Annotated in this window: 16 protein-coding genes, 1 tRNA gene and 1 riboswitch; of the genes, 8 read left to right on the forward strand and 9 right to left on the reverse strand. The window is 68.3% G+C overall.

The window, feature by feature from the left end; translation table 11 throughout:
* The first annotated feature begins 57 nt into the window (after positions 1–57).
* The 4 genes from RF650_RS01360 (at position 58) to purU (ending at position 3,729) form a co-directional block, all read left to right on the forward strand.
* The gene (locus RF650_RS01360) at positions 58–666 is read left to right on the forward strand and encodes a hypothetical protein (protein ID WP_242670469.1); all 609 of its coding nucleotides are present in this window, start codon (positions 58–60) and stop codon (positions 664–666) included.
* Positions 648–794: a benzoate/H(+) symporter BenE family transporter gene (locus RF650_RS01365; protein WP_368813873.1), complete on the forward strand. Its 147-nt coding sequence runs from the start codon at positions 648–650 to the stop codon at positions 792–794. Before RF650_RS01360 ends, RF650_RS01365 begins: the two co-directional genes overlap by 19 nt.
* 214 nt (positions 795–1,008) lie before the next feature.
* On the forward strand, positions 1,009–2,169 hold the full coding sequence (locus RF650_RS01370) for a VIT1/CCC1 transporter family protein (protein ID WP_368813874.1): 1,161 nt from the start codon (positions 1,009–1,011) through the stop codon (positions 2,167–2,169).
* A gap of 687 nt (positions 2,170–2,856) precedes the next feature.
* Positions 2,857–3,729, forward strand: a complete 873-nt coding sequence (purU, locus tag RF650_RS01375) for a formyltetrahydrofolate deformylase (RefSeq protein WP_131333334.1) — start codon at positions 2,857–2,859, stop codon at positions 3,727–3,729.
* A gap of 204 nt (positions 3,730–3,933) precedes the next feature.
* Here the strand turns inward: purU and sucD are convergent, their stop codons facing one another.
* Positions 3,934–4,851 carry a succinate--CoA ligase subunit alpha gene (gene sucD / locus RF650_RS01380; RefSeq protein WP_064847200.1) on the reverse strand — a complete coding sequence of 306 codons (918 nt, stop codon included), beginning with the start codon at positions 4,849–4,851 and terminating at the stop codon, positions 3,934–3,936.
* 32 nt (positions 4,852–4,883) lie between these two features.
* Complete coding sequence (sucC, locus tag RF650_RS01385) at positions 4,884–6,053, reverse strand: ADP-forming succinate--CoA ligase subunit beta (protein WP_131333335.1); 1,170 nt, start codon at positions 6,051–6,053, stop codon at positions 4,884–4,886.
* A 221-nt stretch (positions 6,054–6,274) separates the two neighbouring features.
* On the opposite strand from sucC, the gene RF650_RS01390 reads away from it, so the two are divergent.
* Positions 6,275–7,054 carry a hypothetical protein gene (locus RF650_RS01390; RefSeq protein ID WP_131333336.1) on the forward strand — a complete coding sequence of 260 codons (780 nt, stop codon included), beginning with the start codon at positions 6,275–6,277 and terminating at the stop codon, positions 7,052–7,054.
* Positions 7,055–7,273: 219 nt separating this feature from the next.
* Here the strand turns inward: RF650_RS01390 and pcrA are convergent, their stop codons facing one another.
* Positions 7,274–9,730 carry a DNA helicase PcrA gene (gene pcrA, locus RF650_RS01395; RefSeq protein WP_131333337.1) on the reverse strand — a complete coding sequence of 819 codons (2,457 nt, stop codon included), beginning with the start codon at positions 9,728–9,730 and terminating at the stop codon, positions 7,274–7,276.
* Between the two features lie 59 nt (positions 9,731–9,789).
* Positions 9,790–10,518 carry an integrase gene (locus tag RF650_RS01400; RefSeq protein ID WP_231885634.1) on the reverse strand — a complete coding sequence of 243 codons (729 nt, stop codon included), beginning with the start codon at positions 10,516–10,518 and terminating at the stop codon, positions 9,790–9,792.
* Between the two features lie 107 nt (positions 10,519–10,625).
* Between RF650_RS01400 and RF650_RS01405 the strand changes: the two genes are divergently transcribed.
* Positions 10,626–11,327: a hypothetical protein gene (locus tag RF650_RS01405; RefSeq protein ID WP_131333338.1), complete on the forward strand. Its 702-nt coding sequence runs from the start codon at positions 10,626–10,628 to the stop codon at positions 11,325–11,327.
* 222 nt (positions 11,328–11,549) lie between these two features.
* Here the strand turns inward: RF650_RS01405 and RF650_RS01410 are convergent.
* Positions 11,550–11,622, reverse strand: a tRNA-Arg gene (locus tag RF650_RS01410).
* Between the two features lie 75 nt (positions 11,623–11,697).
* On the opposite strand from RF650_RS01410, the gene RF650_RS01415 reads away from it, so the two are divergent.
* Positions 11,698–12,579 (forward strand): DUF4031 domain-containing protein, encoded by an 882-nt coding sequence (locus RF650_RS01415; RefSeq protein WP_131333339.1) that lies wholly within the window; start codon positions 11,698–11,700, stop codon positions 12,577–12,579.
* Positions 12,580–12,767: 188 nt separating this feature from the next.
* Here RF650_RS01415 and RF650_RS01420 read toward each other — a convergent pair whose 3' ends face one another.
* From RF650_RS01420 to RF650_RS01435, 4 genes are all read right to left on the reverse strand, one after another.
* The gene (locus RF650_RS01420; RefSeq protein WP_165489809.1) at positions 12,768–13,055 is read right to left on the reverse strand and encodes a hypothetical protein; all 288 of its coding nucleotides are present in this window, start codon (positions 13,053–13,055) and stop codon (positions 12,768–12,770) included.
* A gap of 277 nt (positions 13,056–13,332) precedes the next feature.
* On the reverse strand, positions 13,333–14,415 hold the full coding sequence (locus RF650_RS01425) for an NlpC/P60 family protein (protein ID WP_131333341.1): 1,083 nt from the start codon (positions 14,413–14,415) through the stop codon (positions 13,333–13,335).
* 232 nt (positions 14,416–14,647) lie between these two features.
* Positions 14,648–15,259, reverse strand: coding sequence for a C40 family peptidase (locus tag RF650_RS01430; protein ID WP_131333342.1), 612 nt, complete (start codon positions 15,257–15,259; stop codon positions 14,648–14,650).
* A 3-nt stretch (positions 15,260–15,262) separates the two neighbouring features.
* Positions 15,263–15,462: riboswitch (cyclic di-AMP (ydaO/yuaA leader) on the reverse strand.
* Positions 15,463–15,820: 358 nt separating this feature from the next.
* Entirely contained in the window at positions 15,821–16,531 is a 711-nt protein-coding gene (locus tag RF650_RS01435; protein WP_064847209.1) for a metal-dependent transcriptional regulator, read from the reverse strand.
* Positions 16,532–16,737: 206 nt separating this feature from the next.
* On the opposite strand from RF650_RS01435, the gene serC reads away from it, so the two are divergent.
* Positions 16,738–17,856, forward strand: coding sequence for a phosphoserine transaminase (gene serC / locus RF650_RS01440; RefSeq protein WP_131333983.1), 1,119 nt, complete (start codon positions 16,738–16,740; stop codon positions 17,854–17,856).
* Position 17,857 lies beyond the last annotated feature (1 nt).

A 17,857-nucleotide genomic window follows, 5' to 3' on the forward strand; every position in this document is an offset into this window, starting at 1 on the left:
GGACCCCTGACCCGATCCATGGGTGTTGCGTGATCAGGTGTTGGGAGGCACTCGAGCATGTCACACAGCAGGACGCCGCACGGCCACGGTCCGAGTACCGAGGTGGCACTGCGGCGCGCCGGGATCGGTGTGGTGCTGGTCCGGGTCGACTCCGCCGTCCCCGATCCGCCGGTCTGTCCATGGTCCCGTCTGGAGTCCGTCCTCACCGGGGCCATCGCCGGGATGCCCTGGAACGACTTCCTCATGGTCGAGTACGACCCACCGGAGGGCACCCCGGACGTTCCCGCCGCGTGGGTGCGCACGGGACCCCGCGGGGTGCAGTGCGCCCTGCAGCGCGTTGCGGGCCGTTCCGCGGCCGCCACCCACGGACCCGCCGAGTTCACCGGGCCGTGGTGTCCCGCGGAGCGGCTGAGGTCGTGGGGATGGGACGATCCCACCGCCCCCGGACGGCCGTGGACGTGCGGACCGTGCCTGCCGCGGGCGGCCGCGCGCAGCGTCCTCGCCGGCATGCGCAGTCACCGGGCCTGCAGGGACCCGTACGAGTTCCACTGGGGCGTGGGGTCGCTCCCCGCCCCGGAGATCACCGCGAGCCGCCTGCTCGCGCTACCCTCGGCAACTACGAGTTCTCCGACGCCGTGGGCGCCTACGTGGTCGCCGCCCTCGTGAGTCTCGTGCTGGGCGCGACCGGGCTGTTCGGCAAACTCCTGGCCGCCGTACCCCAACCCATCACCGCGGGGGTGCTCACGGGGGTCCTGTTGCCGTTCGCGATGCGGGTGGCTCCGGCCGTCGCCTAGCGTCCCGGCACGCTGAGCGGCCCACGGGCTGGATGGCTCCGCGGGCTGGCTGGCTCCGCGGTCGATGGCGCGCAGAGCGTATTGCGGCGCAAACAGCGTTCGGCGCGGGTTCAGGTGCGAGCCAGGCGCGAGGCGGGATCCACGGCAGACGGCGCGCGGGGTGCTTCGGAGCCCCGAAACCACCGCCGGTGACCCGCGCGTAAAATACGGGTACATGCCCGAACACCACAGCGCTTCCTCCACCCTTCCCGAGTCACCGGAACCCACTGCCGCCCAGATCCGCAGGTGGCGTCACTACCTCGCGGACGAACTCGCCGAGGCCGCCACGTACGAACACCTGGCCCGCCACAGCTCGGGCCGCCATGCCGAGATCTTGCAGAGCGTGGCCGAGGCGGAGGGCCGCCACGCCGAACACTGGCGTCGTCTGCTCGGACCCCACGCCGATCGTCCGGCGAGACCCGCCTTGCAAGCGCAACTGCTCATGTTCTTGGCCAAGCACGTGGGATCCGTTTTCGTCCTGGCGCTGCTTCAGCGCGCCGAGTCCGGCTCCCCGTACCGCGAGGACCCGGATGCCACGGACGCCATGGCGGCGGACGAGGCCGTCCACGAGGAGATCATCCGCGCGCTCGCAACCGATGGCCGCACGCGGTTGTCCGGCAACTTCAGGGCCGCCGTGTTCGGCGCCAACGACGGCCTGGTGTCCAACCTGGCCCTGGTGATGGGCGTGGGCGCCACGGGCACGTCCAGCTCCCTGGTGCTGTTCTCGGGCATCGCCGGACTGCTCGCGGGTGCCCTGTCCATGGGAGCGGGCGAATACGTCTCCGTGCGATCCCAGCGGGAACTGCTGGACGCCTCCCAACCCACCCAGGTGACCCTGCGCGTGGCGCCAGCGTTGGACCTGAACGCCAACGAGCTCACACTGATCTACCGGGCCCGGGGCATGAGTGAGAAGGCTGCAGAACACCGGGCGGCCGAGCGACTCGGACACTTCGACTGCGACTGCGATCCATCGCTGTCGTTCCAAGACGAGAAGGCGCGTCGTGTGCTCAACACGGAACCGGACGAGGAGCTTCCCGCCGCGGACGACAACCAGGCCCTGGGCACCGATCTGGGGGCGGCGGCGTCGAGCTTCTGCTTCTTCGCGTCCGGGGCGATCATCCCGATCCTGCCCTACCTCTTCGGCCTGGGCGGCGGAGTGGCCATGGCCGTGGGAATGACGCTCGTGGGCATCGCGTTGTTGATCACGGGCGGTTTCGTGGGCCTGCTCTCCGGCGCCTCCCCGGTCAGGCGGGGACTGCGGCAGCTCGGGATCGGGTACGGGGCCGCGATCGCCACCTACCTTCTGGGGCTCGCATTCAACACGACGGTCTCGTGAGTACCGAACGGCGACTGTTCTCCGTAGGCAGAAGTGTAATTTGTACGACATAAAAGTGGTGCGTGTCCCCAATCAGGAGGCATTTCTTGTCCCCTCTATCGCCCACAAGTGCAGTGAGCATTGTTGAGATACTTGCTCATTAGCATTTGTTAACCTTCGCTCACTAGGCGAAAAACCCTGTTATTGCAGGTCAGGGCGGCTTTAAGGGATCAATTTCCGGCTGATTTATACGCATAAATCAGTGGGCCGATTGGCACTAACCACACTCCATGAAACTTCACCGGCTCCGAGTCATCTGAGAAATTCCGATATTCTGGGGGCGTGGTTCTACGAACCACCGCAACGGGAGACTTCGCACAGGGAAATCGCCACACATGCACTGGGGGGTGCTCTGTGGCTGATGCTGTGCGTCGGTAGCCGCTCAGCCCACGGCTTGATCCCGTTGAGGCGTTATCGCCTGCCGGTGGCTGCGGGTTCTCTCGCAGAGGCGCACCTCTCCCCGCGCCGGACGGGCTCCTACCGTCCGCTCCCGCGGCCACCGGTCGTTAACGCCCCTTCCGAGATCCGGACCGTCCCGCGCGCTGTGTAGCCCGGGGCGATAAGATCGTCTGCGGTCCCCGGACGGATGACATCCCGCGCTCCGGGGCCGCTCCGTTCCCCGTTCCGCGATCCCAGGAGTATCCCCTCATGTCGGCCCAGCAGCCCACGTCCGATGAACACGTCCTGACCGTCCACTGCCCCGAGGCCTACGGTCTCGTGAGCGCCGTGGCGTCGAACCTCACGGAGCAGGGTTGCGACATCTTCGACGTCAAGCATTTCTCGGACCGGCACAACGACGAATTCTTCATCCGCTGCCACACCATGAGCGAACCGGGCACCGTGACCACTGAGTCCCTGATCGAGGGGTTCCGCCCGGTGGCCGAGAAGCACGACATGCGCTTCCGTCTGGTGGACGCCCGGCACAAGACCCGTGTGCTCGTCATGGTCTCCAAAATCTCGCACTGCCTCGTGAACCTGCTCCACCGAGCGCGCGTGGGCTCGCTGCCCATCGAGATCGTGGGTGTGGTGTCCAATCACACGGACCTGCAACCCCTCGTGGACTTCTACGGTGTGCCGTTCCACCACGTGCCCGTCACCCGGCACACCAAGCCGCAGGCCGAGGCGCAACTGCTCGAGATCGCCGCGTCCTACGACACCGAACTCGTGGTGCTGGCCCGCTACATGCAGATCCTCTCGGACGAGCTCACGCAACAGCTCGCGGGTCGGTGCATCAACATCCACCACTCGTTCCTGCCCTCCTTCAAGGGCGCCAAGCCGTACCACCAGGCCTACGAGCGCGGGGTCAAGATGGTCGGGGCCACCGCCCACTATGTCACCCCGGACCTGGACGAGGGTCCGATCATCGCGCAGCGCGTGATCCCGGTGGATCACGCGCACACCCCGGAGGACCTCGTGGCGGTGGGTTCCGAGGCCGAGACCCAGGCCCTGTCCCGCGCCGTGAAGTGGCACGCGGAGGGTCGAGTGGTGATCTCCGGCAATCGGACCATCGTCCTGGCCTGAGTCCCGGCCCGAGTCACGGTCCTCATCGCGCGCCCGCATCCCGTCCGGCCGGCGCTCGACTCGCACCACGACGAACCGCGCCGCTGTCCCTCACCGGCTGACGCTCGCGTCCGAACGGCACCACGACGAACGACGCCGCTCCTCCACCGAGGTGGGCGAGCGGCGTCGTCGTGGATGCACCGGCGGCGAAGCGCCGGGAGGGGCTTACTTGCCCTCGAAGATCTCCCGCATGAGCTGCGCGGTCTCCGACGGGGTCTTGCCCACCTTCACACCGGCGGCCTCGAGGGCCTCCTTCTTGGCTTGGGCCGTGCCCGAGGAACCAGAGACGATGGCGCCGGCGTGGCCCATGGTCTTGCCCTCGGGAGCGGTGAAGCCCGCGACGTAGCCCACCACGGGCTTGGTCACGTTCGCCTTGATGAACTCCGCGGCGCGCTCCTCGGCGTCGCCGCCGATCTCACCGATCATCACGATGGCCTCGGTCTCGGGGTCCGCCTCGAAGGCCTCGAGGGCGTCGATGTGCGTGGTGCCGATGACCGGGTCACCGCCAATGCCGATGGCCGTGGTGAAGCCCAGGTCCCGCAGTTCGTACATCATCTGGTAGGTCAGCGTGCCGGACTTGGAGACCAGGCCCAGCTTGCCCTTGCCCGTGATGTTCGCGGGGGTGATCCCCAGCAGCGACTCCTCGGGGGAGATGATGCCCGGGCAATTGGGGCCGATGATCCGGGTCTTTGGCTTGCCGTCCGCGCCGGTGTTCGCCTTGGCGTGCGCCCAGAACTCGGCGGAGTCCTGCACGGGGATGCCCTCTGTGATGACCACCACGAGCGGGATCTCGGCGTCGATGGCCTCGATCACGGCGTCCTTACAGAAGGCCGGCGGTACGAACACGATCGACGCGTTCGCCCCGGTCTCCTGCACGGCCTCGCTCACGCTGCCGAACACGGGCAGTTCGACGGCGTTGCCGTCCTTGTCCTGGTGGTTCACCGTGGTGCCCGCCTTACGGGCGTTGACACCGCCGAGCACGTTCGTGCCGGCAGCGAGCATGCGCGCGGTGTGCTTGGTGCCCTCGCCGCCGGTGATGCCCTGAACGATGACCTTGGAGTCCTTGTTCAAAAAGATCGACATGTCTTCTTCCTGATAGCTGTTCGCGTGGGCGATTACTTGGCGGAGTGGGCCAGCTCGGCCGCCTTGTCGGCGCCGGAGTCCATGGTGTCCGCGGAGGTGACCAGCGGGTGGTTGGCCTCACGCAGGATCTGGCGGCCCTCCTCGACGTTGTTGCCGTCCAGACGCACCACGATGGGCTTGGTGGCGGAGTCACCGAGGATGTCCAGCGCCTTCACGATGCCGTTGGCAACGGCGTCGCACGCGGTGATGCCACCGAAGACGTTGACGAACACGGACTTGACCTGCGGGTCATTGAGGATCACGTCCAGACCGGCGGCCATGACCTCGGCGGACGCGCCGCCTCCGATGTCCAGGAAGTTGGCGGGCTTCACGTTGCCGTGCTTCTCACCGGCGTAGGCCACGACGTCCAGGGTGGACATCACGAGACCGGCACCGTTGCCGATGATGCCCACCTCGCCGTCGAGTTTGACGTAGTTGAGGTCGTTCTCCTTGGCCTTCTCCTCGAGGGGGTCCGCGGAGGACTTGTCCGCGAGCGCCGCGTGGTCCTCGTGGCGGAACTCGGCGTTGTCGTCCAGGGAGACCTTGCCGTCCAGGGCGAGGATCTCGCCGTCGCTGGTCTTGACCAGCGGGTTGACCTCCACCAGGGTGGCGTCCTCCTTGGTGTAGACCTCACCGAGCTTGACGAGCACGGGGACGACCTTCTCGGCGGTCTCGGCGTCGAACTTGGCCTGCTCCACGATCTCGCGGGCCTTGGCCTCGGTGATGCCCTCCGCGGGGTTGACGTCCACGCGGGCCAGGGCGTCCGGGCGCTCCACGGCGAGCTGCTCGATCTCCATGCCCCCCTCGACCGAGCACATGGCCAGGTAGGAGCGGTTGGCGCGGTCCAACAGGACGGAGAAGTAGTATTCCTCGGCGATGTCCGCGCCCTGCGCGATCATCACGCGGTGCACGGTGTGGCCCTTGATGTCCATTCCCAGAATCTGCTGGGCGTACTCGTAGGCCTCATCGGCGGACTTCGCGACCTTCACACCGCCGGCCTTGCCGCGGCCGCCCACCTTGACCTGTGCCTTGACGACGGTGACCCCGCCGATCTTCTCTGCTGCTGCCTTGGCTTCTTCTGGGGTAGTGGCGACGATGCCGGCCAGCACGGGAACGCCGTGCTTCTCGAACAGGTCGCGTGCCTGGTACTCAAACAGGTCCACGGATAAGTGTCCTTCTGCGTCGAGGTGTGTCGTTCCGCACCGGGAACCCCCGGTTGGAGCGACCTGATGTGGGGGGATGCAGCGCAGCACTGCGCTCACAGAGCCCTCACGAGCATTTTAGGCCATGGGCCCTTGATTCGCGTCACACCCGGCCCCCGCGGACACCGCGGGACCGGGCCCGGGATTCCCGCCCGCACGGCAGCGGCTGGTTGACTGGGGGCATGCGACGCATCGGACTGCCGGAGATCTGGGACGCCCGCGAGGCGGACCCGGGGTTCATGGCCTCGTTGGCCACCTTCTCGTTCGTGGCACTCGGGCTGGAGTTGGTGGTCAGCGGGACGATCCTGACCCTCACGGGTTCGGTATCCACCTTCTATCCCCTGGGCTGGCAGGTCGTGGAATGGGTGGGTCTCGGGGCACTGTGGGTGCTGCTCGCGCGCGCCCTGGTGGCCTGGTCCCGGCGCCGCGGGGTCGATCCGTTGCCGAGCGAGGAAGCGGGCGCGGGGCGCGACGACGCCGCCGCGGGCCGAGTCGGCGTCGACGGCGGGGTGGACCACCGCCGCTGGCGGGAGATTCTGTTGTGCTTCGTCCTGGCCGTGGTGCTCGCGATCGTGCTGCCCGCACTGATCGGGGCGCCGTGGGGTCTGGCCCCGCTGGACCGCTACCTGCAACTGTTCCACGTGTACGGGCCCCTCGGGTGGCTCGCGATGGTCGCGTGGGTCTGCTACCTGGTGGGCCGCAGTTTCCTGGTCGCGGGCCTGCTGGCGTACTCGCACCGTGCCATCCGGGAGGTCCTCACGTTCCGGGGGTCCCGGTGGGTCCCGTGGGGCGGTCTCGTGGCGGGCCTCACGATGGGGGCCGTGGCCTTCCTCGCCGGCGGCCAGGCGGCCGGCGTGACCGCCCTGTTGAGCTGCGTGCTGCTGGGCGTGATCCACGTCCGCTCCGGCGAGTCCCTGCGCGTGACCACGCTGTTCACCGTGCTCGTGTTGATCTTCGTCTGAGCGATCCACCGCCTCTACTGTCTCCATGCCAGGAGCAACCCTGATCGGTTGCGCTCCGATCCCGCCGGGCCACCCGAACGGTTCGAGCATCCGGGTGCGTCTCAGCACACCGGGCTGCGCCGGGCCGCCAGATGGGTTCGCCAGGCAGGTTCGAGCCGCCCGGTGCGTTTCGGCACACCGGACGACACCGCGCGCGGCGGGGCCGCGGCGTCGTACCCCTTACGAGACCTTGGTCATGGGCGCGTAACGCAACAGGAGCCGCTTCTCCTCCGCACCGAAGCGCACCTTGGCGACCGTCTTGTCCCCGGAGCCCTCCATGGCGACCACGGAACCGCGGCCGAACGCCTTGTGCTCCACCGTGTCTCCCACGCTGAGGGAAGGAATCTCCCGCTGGGGCTGCACGCGCCCGGCGGAGGCCGGTGAGAGCCTGCGGAAACTTGCCCCGGATCCGGCGCCCGCACCCCACGAGGAACCGCGCAACGGATCGCGGGCCTGGAATCCGTCGTGCACGGGCGAACCCCATCCGCCCGCGGCACTGGCACCCTCGCGCTTCCACTCGATCAACCGCGAAGGGATCTCGTCCAGGAACGGGCTCGCGGGATTGAATTGGGACTGCCCCCACATGGAGCGGGACTCGGCGCGTGTGAGGTACAGCCGTTTGCGCGCCCGGGTGATCCCCACGTACGCGAGGCGGCGTTCCTCCTCCATGCTCGAGGCGTCGGCGAAGCTGCGCTGGTGCGGGAAGATCCCGTGCTCCATGCCCGTGAGGAACACGACCGGGAACTCGAGCCCCTTGGCGGTGTGCAGGGTCATGAGCGTCACGACCCCCTGGGAACGCGCTTGCGCGACCTGCTCCGCGATCTGCTGGGCACTCGCGCCGCCCTCGGGTTCGGGCTGGGTGGGGATCTGGTCCGCGTCCGCCACGAGGGCCACGTGTTCCAGGAACTCCCCGAGGCCCGCGTCCGGGTGGTCCTTCTCGAACTCGCGCACCACGGCCACGAGTTCCGCGAGGTTCTCCACACGGGACTCGTCCTGCGGGTCGGTGGACGTGCGCAGGGCCTCGAGGTACCCGGACTGTTCGAGTACAGCCTCGAGAACCGCGGTCACCGAGGTGCCCTGAGCGAGTTCCGCGAGATCGTCCATGAGCTGGGAGAACTTCTTGATGGCGTTCGCCGAGCGAGTGGCCAGGGCGGGTGCCTCGTCCAAGCGGTGCATGGCCTCGGAGAAGGAGATGTCCTCGCGGTCGGCGAGCGCCGCGATCGAGCCCTGGGCGCGGTCCCCGATCCCTCGCTTGGGCTCGTTGATGATGCGCCGCACGGTGATGTCGTCCGCGGGGTTCGCGATCGCGCGCAGGTAGGATATGGCGTCCTTGATCTCCTTGCGCTCGTAGAAGCGGGTCCCGCCCACCACCTTGTAGGGCAGTCCCACGCGCATCAGGATCTCCTCGAGGGAGCGCGATTGTGCGTTGGTGCGGTAGAACACGGCGACGTCGCCGGGGCGGATCCCGTGTTCGTCCTGCAGCGTGTCGATCTCCTCCGCGATGAAGCGGGCCTCTTCGTGTTCGTTCTCAGCGGCGTACCCGATGATGGGGGCGCCATCGCCTTCCGCGGTCCACAGTTTCTTGTCCCGGCGGTCCGCGTTCTGGGAGATCACGGAGTTGGCCGCGGAGAGGATGTTCTGCGTGGAGCGGTAGTTCTGTTCCAGCAGGATGGTGCGCGCGGAGGGAAAGTCCCGCTCGAAATCCGTGATGTTGCGGATGTCCGCGCCGCGGAACGCGTAGATGGACTGGTCCGAGTCCCCCACCACCGTGAGTTCGGCCGGCGGGATCCCGGAGTCATCCGGGTGGTTCTCGGAACCGCCTCCCACGAGTTCCCGCACGAGCGCGTACTGGGCGTGGTTGGTGTCCTGGTACTCGTCCACGAGCACGTGCCGGAAGCGGCGTCGGTAGTACTCGAGCACCTGAGGGAACGCGCGGAACATGTGCACGGTCTCGCCGATGAGGTCGTCGAAGTCCATGGCGTTGGCCGCGCGCAACCGCTGGGTGTAGCCCCGGTAGACCCGGGCCACGGCGGACTCGAACGGGTCCGAGGAACTCGCGCGGGCCAGGTAGGTCTCGTCGTCCACGAGCTCGTTCTTGAGGGCGGAGATCTTGTGCTGGATGGCCTTGGGCGCGAACCGCTTGGGGTCCAACTCATGCTGCTTGGCCACCTGGGTGATCAACCGCAGGGAGTCCGCGGAGTCGTAGATGGAGAAGTTGGTGGACAGCCCCAGGGTCTTGGCCTCGCGGCGTAGGACCCGCACGCACAGCGAGTGGAACGTGGAGATCCACATGGAGCGCGCGGACTCCCCCACGAGATCCACGATCCGCTCCCGCATCTCCGCGGCGGCCTTGTTCGTGAACGTGATCGCGAGGATCTCCCCCCGGCGGGCGCGGCCCGTGGCCAGCAAGTAGGCGATCCGGTGCGTGAGGACCCTGGTCTTGCCGGAACCGGCACCGGCCACGATGAGCAGCGGGGAACCCGCATGCTCCACGGCGGCGCGTTGGGGGTCGTTCAGTCCCTCCACGAGCTGAGCCCCGGATGCCGGGGTGGGCTGGGAGAACTCGTCCGAGTCGGGCGCGTTCGCCGAGCGCGCCGAGGCCGCGGACAGGAGGGGATTGTCAGAGAGGAAGTCCATGGTGGCACCAGTTTAGCCAGCGGTGGGGACGCCCTCACCGGCCCGTGGACAACCCCGGATCACACGTAGCGCGGTTCCAACAGGTGGCGCCCGTTGGCGTCCTCGACCCAGAGGTGCGAATCCGCGACGGTGACCCGCGCCGGGGCCTGCAGCACGACGTCTTCGTCGAGGTCGTCCCCGTCCTGGTCGGGCCCGCCGTAAATGGTGAAGACCTCCCCCGCGGAGGGGTCCAAATGGCGGATGGCGTCGTTGCCGGTGTCCGCGACCACCACGGAACCGTCGTAGAGGATCTGCAGGTCCTCGGGGCGGGCGAGCTTGGCGTCCGCCGCGGGGCCGTCCTGGTACCCGGCACCGTGGCGGCCGATGACCGTGACCACGTGGGGATCGCCGTCGGGCCGGTCCGTATCGATCGCAATGTAGCGCAGCGCGGAGGAATCCTTGTCCACGAGCCACAACTTGCCGTCACCGGCCTCGGTGATCGAGACCGTGGCCGCGAACTTGGCCTGAGCGATCTTCCCGTCCCGGCGGCCGGGCTCACCTGTGCCGCCGTACTCCTGGAGGGCGTCGGTGTACGGGTCCCAGCGGAACAACTGGTTCTTGTCCGGAACGGCGGCGATCACGGCGGAGAGCTTGTGGGACCACACGATGTCCGCGATCCGCGCGCCCTCCAGGACGGAGCAGTTGATCCTGCGCCGGACCGTGGTGTGATCGGCCTCGTACAGGGTGAGTTCCGTGCCGTCACCCGCGCTCATGAGCAGTCCGTCCGGCAGGCCGATGGAGAGTTCCATGACCATCACCACCCTTCCGCAGTGCCCGCGGGGCACCTGTTCACCACCTCGTCATCGAGCGTGGTACCCGTAGTCATTCACAGTACAACCCGGGGGATAATGGGGCCATGGGTATGACCAGAGCGCAGAAGGCCAGGAAGTACGGGGAGAACGCGGGCTCCGCGAAGGCGGGGTCCTCGCCCGCTCGTGCACCCCGAGTGCGCCCCGCGAGCGTCCACGAGATGCGCCCCGGTGAGCTCGCCGCGGAACCCACCAAGGCGTCGTCGGCCGGGATCCTGGTGGGCGTCGCGTTCTTCGTGGGTGCCGCGCTGTGGCTCTACTACCACCTGCTCGTGCTGCAGGGCGTCTCCGGACACCTTGCCGGCGGCGTCACCGCACCCGAACTCATGGCCGGCGGTTTCTCCCAGGGCCACCTCGCGGACTTCGCCCGCGGCCTGGGCGCGGACGGCCGCACCGAGTACGAGGGCGTGCACGCGACCACGGGGCTCTTCACTCCCCTTCTCATGTGCCTGGGCTGGCTGCTGTTCACCGGGCTCAACACCCCGCAGCGCGCCCGCAAATGGGTGTACTGGGCGGTCATCCTGGTCTACGCGGTGGTCTTCCTGGTGGGCAACACCGTGCTCGACGCCGCCGTGGCCGACCCCGCGGACGCGTCCGCCGTGGCACTCGCCTCGGGGCTCGTGATCGCGCGGTGGGTGTTGTTCGCTCTGCTCGTGCTGATCGCCGTGATCGTGGCGGTATCCGTGACGCGCCGCAAACTCGACGACTTCTCCGAGGGCAAGCTGCCGGGCCAGCGCCCGCGCGCCTGAGCTCGGGGATACACCCTCGCGCTTCCCCACGCCGCGATTCAACTGAGCTGACGTAGGTCACAGGGCCACGGGCTGCTTGTACTCCACTCATACATCCCCGTTGATGTGCGGGGTCGGCCATTCTCACCGGGCGGGCGGGTTTCGCTGGGCGGGTCGGCCGGTTGTGGGAATGCGCTGCGGAAATGACGACGTCCCGCCCGATATCGGGCGGGACGTCCTCGGTGCCCCCGATTGGATTCGAACCAACGACACCGGCTTTAGGAGAGCCGTGCTCTATCCCCTGAGCTACGGGGGCAACACTGCACCACTGTATCGGCGGCGCGTTCCCCCCGCGAGTTGAGAGCACATTGGAACAGCGCACAATGGAGCCATGACCGTCTACATCGATCCACCCCGATGGCCCGCGCACGGCACGGTGTTCTCGCACCTGATCTCCGACACCTCCCTAGCCGAGCTGCACGAGTTCGCCCGCGCCCTGGGGGTCTCGGAACGTGCCTTCGACCGCGACCACTACGACGTCCCCGCGCACCGCCACGCTGACGCTGTGGCCGCGGGTGCCCTCGCTGTAGACGGCAAGAAACTCGTCCGTGTCCTGATCCACAGTGGCCTGCGGGTCCCCGCACGACGCCGCCCGGCCAAGCTCGCGGTGACCCTCACGCGCCGCTGGGCGCACCACTTCCCTGAGCATCCCGACCTGGGTGCCAAGCTGCTGACCCGCTGGAGCGAACCGCACCGCGTCTACCACGGTCCTTCGCATCTGCTGAACGTGCTGGAAGGCATTGACCGGCTCACCCACGGCGCCCCGAGCGCGGAGCTCGTGCTCGCCGCGTGGTTCCACGATGCCGTGCATGACGGGCAAGCAGGTCAGGACGAACGGGACTCCGCCGAGCTGGCCCGGCAACGACTCTCAGGCCCGGAGTGGCCCGCGGCCATCGGGCGCCGCGTGGCGGAGCTCGTGCTCGTGACCGTGGACCACCGCCCGGATCCGAGCGACGTGGACGCCTGTCGACTCGTGGACGCGGACCTGTCCGTGCTGGGCGGCAGCGAGAACGAGTACGAGCGGTATCGGACCACGGTGCGCCGCGAGTACGCCCACGTCCCGGAAGAGCAGTTCAGGGCGGGCCGCGCCGAGATCCTGCGCGGACTCTTGGAAAAAGACACGTTGTTCCACGATCCTCGTGCGGTGACGTTGTGGGAGGCCCGCGCCCGGGAGAACCTGGAACGGGAGATCACGCAGCTGATCGCGGCCTGAGCCGACCTTCGAGGTCGATTGGAAGTAACGGGGGACGGAGAGAACTCACCGCCGCGTGGAGCTCGGGGCCGGGCTGGACGGCCACGCGGACCCGTACGAATACCCAGCGACGTCGACCCGGCTCTCCGGTGGGTGGGTCTGCGACGAGGGCCGACAGCGGCGTGCCGGGTCCCCGGGGGGGGACGGGCTCAGCTGCGGTGATCGGCGACGTCGTCGCCCGGCGCTACGGGCGAGGTGGGCTGGGCTGCCCGGGCGGCCGCGCGGCGTCGCCGGAAGACGACCGTGGCGACCACGAGGCCGATGATGATCCCCACGCCACCGCAAACCGACAACCACATGGCGGCGTGACCCACGAACGCGGCCACTATGAACCCCACGACGATCCCCGGGATGGCACCGGCAACCATGCCCACGGCGTAGTAGGTGAATTCCTGGTCCTGCGGGGTGCGTGCGGCGGTGGAGAGATCGGAGGGCATGGCGTCCATTCTACGGGCCGCGGCTGCGCGATCGCTGGGGCCGATCCGCGATCGACGCCTGCACGACGGGGGTCGGGTGTTAGGAGGGCCGAGTGATCACCGCTGCCGGTCCACGTCCGGGTTCCGGGTTCCGGGCACGAAAAAACGTACGGACCCTGCGGTCAACAGGGTCCGTACGTTCTCCATCGTTCTCATCGGGATCGGGTACACAACCGGTCCCGACTCGACACGAGGTGTGGCGCCGCGCGGATCAGCGCTGTGCCGAACTCGATCCGGTTCAGCCGACGCGGATGAACTCGGGGCCGGAGCCCACGTAGGCGCTGGTCTTCACGGTCTGGTTACCGTTCCAACCGCCGTGGATGGCCTGGCCGTTACCGGCGTAGATGGCCACGTGAGCCATGCCGGAACCGCCGTTGGCGTAGTAGGCGATGTCACCGGCGCGGGCCTGGTCCGCGGAGACCTGGGTGCCCAGCGACTTGTAGCTGGCCGGCCAGCCGTGGTGGTTGATGCCCACGGCCTTGAGGGAGTTGGTCACCAGCATGGTGCAGTCCTGGGCCACACCGAGCTGAGCCTCGGCGGCACCCAGGATGGCCTGGCCCTTCGCGGAGCCGGACACGGAGGAGGCCTTGGCGGCGGGAGCAGCCTGAGCCTTCGCCTGGGTGTTGGACTGCGTGGTCACCTGGGTGGCGGCGGGAGCAGCCTCGGCCTTTGCCTGGGTGTTGGACTGTGTGGTCACCTGGGTGGCGGCCTGAGCCGTGGGGGCAGCCTGCGCCTTCGGAGCGGCCGGGGCCTGCGGAGCCTTGTAGGACGCGGGCTGGGCGGCAGCGGCACCCTGGGCGGGGGCGTAGTTCGGGATCACCGGGGAAGCCACAGCGGCGCGCTGCTCGGCGGCGGCCTCCTTGGCAACGGTCTGAGCGGTGGCGGGAGCGGCATGGCGGCCCTGGGCCACCGGAGCCTGCTCGGCGACCGAGGTGACGTTCTCGGAAGCGGTCACGACGGTGGGGGCTGCAGCCGGAACGGCGGGAGCCTGCAGCGGGGTCACGTCGGCCACGGGAGCGGCCTGGACCACGGAGGGCTGAGCGGCGGGCTGCGCCTTCTCGGTCTTCGCGGCCTTCTGCTCCTTGGCAGCGTTCTCCTGGGCCTTGTCGGCCTTGGCGGCGGGCTCCGCCGAGACCGTGTTGTCGGAGGCGGGAGCCTCGGACACAGCGGCGGCGGGGGCCTGCTCGGAGGCATTCTGCGTGGCCTGCACGGACACGGTGGTCGCGAGGGCCAGACCTGAGAAGGCCGCGACGGCGGCGACGGTGCGGGCCTTACCCGCGAAGAGGCCCTTGGCGGCGTGAGGAGCGGTTTCGTTCGACATTCGTGTGGTTTCCTAACACGTTCGTGTCCACCCAGGGCACGGAGGTGTGCGGTGACCGGCACATCCGTCAGGACGCAGCAGCGGTGCACGGATTTGGGCGGGAGATTACGTTCGGTTTTCAGGTGGTTCCGGCGCGGTGTGCCGACCGAGGTCCGGGGACCCGGCCAGTACACCCGGCCGCAATGTGGCTCGGTGTGGACCGCGCATCATGCTCGGGCGCGGTGTCACCGGGTCACCGGAAGGTGTAGTAACCATCCAGCTGCATGGCATTCACGGAGTGAACCTGAGTGCCCTGCAAGGGATTGAGAGCGGAGATCATCTGGCCGTTGCCGATGTAGATCCCCACGTGGGAGCCGCCGTTCTGGGAGACCAGATCGCCGGGCTGCGGGTTGGAGGTGGGGGTGCCAGCGGCGAACTGGGCCCAGGTGGTGCGGGGCAGGTTGATGCCGTTCTGGGCGTAGACCCACTGGGTGAAGCCGGAGCAGTCCCAGGCCTTGAAGCCAACGCCGCCCCAGACGTACGCGCCGCCGATGCCCTGGTAGGCGGTGCCCACCAGACCACCCGTGGAGTGGTTCGACTGGGTGCTCACGCTGGCGGCGGAGCCCCCGGTGTTGGTGGTCTGCATGGTGTACGACGCGTTGTAGGCCTGCACCGAGGAGGTGGACGCCTGGTAGCCGTAGGAAGCCGTGGAGCCCAGATCGACGAGGCCGCTCGAGGCCTGCGCGGGGGCCGCGAGGCCGACCACGGCGGCACCAGCGACGACCGTACCGATAGTGGTGTTACGCACGAGGTGCGACTTCGTCTCGGCGCGGTGCCGGGCAGAGTTCTGCTTCATGAAAGACATGTGTGTTCCTCCCTGCGCCTACGAGGTGAGCTGTCGGGTTCGGATGGGAGACATCCGGCCGCACGCACCTAGGTGCCGTGCTGGCTTGACCCCAAGGACCCGTGGGATTGCAACGAGCCCGGAAGTGGTTCCCCCGCTTCTGCCATGCGGATGTTCTGTGTACGGGTCCCGGAGCGCATGGCAGAACTCGGCGAACGCTCGGGAGTGGCGATCCGACCAGTGATCGGCACGGGCATGACTGTACAGGATGGATAACGAAAATGTCACGTTTTGATTACAGCCGATCACGCATCGGGCATCGGTCGCTATGAATCACCGTGGATTACCACGACCGTCGATATCAATCGGCCGCCTCAGCACGCCGCCCGCTCGAAAGCCCACACCACGGAAAAGCCCCCTGACCTGCGGTGATACGGGGCTCACCCAGTGAGCGAAGGTCGAAACCGCGCCGATCACCCGTGATTGTCCACACCGTCGGGAGATCACGGTCAACTTCTCGAAGATCACGGCGCGTCGCGTTCCGACGTCACCGGAAGCAACCGCGGAGAGACGCAGCGGCGATCAGGCTTCGGCGGCGGCCACCCGAATGGCGCGCGCGGTGGCGGAGTCCAGGTCCAGGGACACTCCCGAATCGACCCGGGTCACCACGACCCGGTTCTCATCCCCGGGGTTGATCTCGGCCGTGACCCTGGAGCCCGTGAGGATGCCCGCGGAGCTGAGCATCTCGATGAGTTCCTGATCCGCCTGCACCACTTCCGGCAGCAGCCGGACCACGTACTCCGTGGAGTCCTGGGCTCCGGCGACCTCGAGCAGGGTGAGGCCGTCGAAGACCTCAGCCGCGGCACCGGTGCCGTGGTGCTCGCCCCGCCCCGGGATGGGCGTGCCGTACGGGGAGTTCTCGGGATCCCCCAGGAGGTTCACGAGCCGCTGTTCCACGCGCTCACTCATCACGTGTTCCCAGCGGCAGGCCTCCTCGTGGACGTGCGCCATGTCCAGGCCCACCACGTCCGCGAGGAGTCGTTCGGCGAGCCGGTGCTTGCGCATCACGGACACAGCGGTGGTGCGCCCGGCCTCGGTGAGTTGCAGGGAGCGGTCCGGCGCGACCGAGAGCAGGCCGTCGCGCTCCATGCGGGAGACGGTCTGAGACACGGTGGGGCCGGAGTGGTGCAGGCGTTCCACGATGCGGGCTCGCATGGGGGTGATCCCCTCTTCCTCCAGCTCCAGCACCGTGCGCAAGTACATTTCGGTGGTGTCGATCAGATCGCCGCTCATGGTTCGTCCTCAGATTTCTGCGCACCACAGCGCGCGGGTCAACGACCCCCGATGGGGGCTGCCGTTCAGCCTAGTCTGAATGATTCAGGATAATTATAGCCAGTGGGTGTCCTGATGGCAGGCGTCTCGAACGCGCCATCGACTCCCCGGGCGGGCACAATGGGGGACACACCCGACCGCCCGCCAGAGGAGCCTTCGTGACCAGCATGCCCGTGATCCCCCCGTCCCTGTTGCCCGCGGATGGCCGTTTCGGCGCGGGCCCGTCCCGGGTGCGGGCCGAGCAGGTGGCCGCGCTCGAACGCGGTGGCAGCACACTGCTGGGTACGTCCCACCGCCAGGCCCCGGTCAAGAACCTGGTAGCGCAGGTGCAGGAGCGCCTCGCCGAGTTCTTCGCACTGCCCGAGGGGTACGAGATCGTGCTGGGTCTCGGTGGGTCCAGCACCTTCTGGGACAGCGCGGCCTTCAGCCTCGTGTCCCGGCGCGCCGAGCACCTCAGCTTCGGGGAGTTCGGCGCCAAGTTCGCGCACGTGACGGATCGCGCACCGTTTCTCGAACCCTCCGTGGTCATCGAGGCCCCGGCCGGTTCGCGCCCCGAGGGGCCTCGCGTGGCGCCCGGGGTGGACGTCTACGCGTGGCCCCAGAACGAGACCTCCACCGGCGTCGCCATGCCCGTACAGCGCGTTCACGCGGACGACGGCGCTCTGACGGTCATCGACGCGACGTCCGCCGCGGGTGGGATGGCGGTCGACCTCTCTCAGACCGATGTCTACTACTTCTCCCCGCAGAAGAACTTCGGCAGTGACGGCGGGATCTGGTTCGCCGCCTTCTCCCCCGCCGCGCTCGAGCGGGTCGAGCGCATCGCCGCGTCCGGTCGCTGGATCCCGGACGTGCTGTCCCTTGCCACGGCCGTGGAGAACTCCCGCAAGCACCAGACCTACAACACCCCCGCACTCGCGGGGCTCGTGATGCTCAACGAGCAGGCGGGCTGGCTCAACGCCCAGGGCGGTCTGGACTGGGCATCCCGCCGCACGGCGGAGACCTCGGGGCTCGTCTACGACTGGGCGCAACGCAGCGACGTCGCCGCCCCGTTCGTCACGCTGGCCGAGCACCGCTCCCCCGTGGTGTGCACGGTGGACTTCGACGACGCGGTGGACGCCGCCCGGATCGCGGCCGTCCTGCGCGCGAACGGCGTGGTGGACGTGGAGCCGTACCGCAAGCTCGGGCGCAACCAGTTGCGGATCGCCACGTTCGTCTCCGTACCGTCGGAGGACGTCCGCGCCCTGTTGGAGTGCATCGACTGGGCCGTGGCGAACGGCCTGGACTGAG

Source organism: Kocuria sp. CPCC 205297, assembly GCF_040981035.1.
Taxonomy (GTDB): Bacteria; Actinomycetota; Actinomycetes; order Actinomycetales; family Micrococcaceae; genus Kocuria; species Kocuria marina.

Excerpts from the sequence above, each read along its gene's own strand:
- RF650_RS01430 (WP_131333342.1), bottom strand. The coding sequence starts at position 15,259 with ATGTCTTTCATGAAGCAGAACTCTGCCCGGCACCGCGCCGAGACGAAG.
- RF650_RS01370 (WP_368813874.1), top strand. The coding sequence starts at position 1,009 with ATGCCCGAACACCACAGCGCTTCCTCCACCCTTCCCGAGTCACCGGAA.
- RF650_RS01420 (WP_165489809.1), bottom strand. The coding sequence starts at position 13,055 with ATGCCCTCCGATCTCTCCACCGCCGCACGCACCCCGCAGGACCAGGAA.
- RF650_RS01360 (WP_242670469.1), top strand. The coding sequence starts at position 58 with ATGTCACACAGCAGGACGCCGCACGGCCACGGTCCGAGTACCGAGGTG.
- RF650_RS01435 (WP_064847209.1), bottom strand. The coding sequence starts at position 16,531 with ATGAGCGGCGATCTGATCGACACCACCGAAATGTACTTGCGCACGGTG.
- purU (WP_131333334.1), top strand. The coding sequence starts at position 2,857 with ATGTCGGCCCAGCAGCCCACGTCCGATGAACACGTCCTGACCGTCCAC.
- RF650_RS01415 (WP_131333339.1), top strand. The coding sequence starts at position 11,698 with ATGACCGTCTACATCGATCCACCCCGATGGCCCGCGCACGGCACGGTG.
- sucD (WP_064847200.1), bottom strand. The coding sequence starts at position 4,851 with ATGTCGATCTTTTTGAACAAGGACTCCAAGGTCATCGTTCAGGGCATC.
- RF650_RS01390 (WP_131333336.1), top strand. The coding sequence starts at position 6,275 with ATGCGACGCATCGGACTGCCGGAGATCTGGGACGCCCGCGAGGCGGAC.
- serC (WP_131333983.1), top strand. The coding sequence starts at position 16,738 with ATGCCCGTGATCCCCCCGTCCCTGTTGCCCGCGGATGGCCGTTTCGGC.
- pcrA (WP_131333337.1), bottom strand. The coding sequence starts at position 9,730 with ATGGACTTCCTCTCTGACAATCCCCTCCTGTCCGCGGCCTCGGCGCGC.
- RF650_RS01405 (WP_131333338.1), top strand. The coding sequence starts at position 10,626 with ATGGGTATGACCAGAGCGCAGAAGGCCAGGAAGTACGGGGAGAACGCG.
- RF650_RS01400 (WP_231885634.1), bottom strand. The coding sequence starts at position 10,518 with ATGGAACTCTCCATCGGCCTGCCGGACGGACTGCTCATGAGCGCGGGT.
- RF650_RS01425 (WP_131333341.1), bottom strand. The coding sequence starts at position 14,415 with ATGTCGAACGAAACCGCTCCTCACGCCGCCAAGGGCCTCTTCGCGGGT.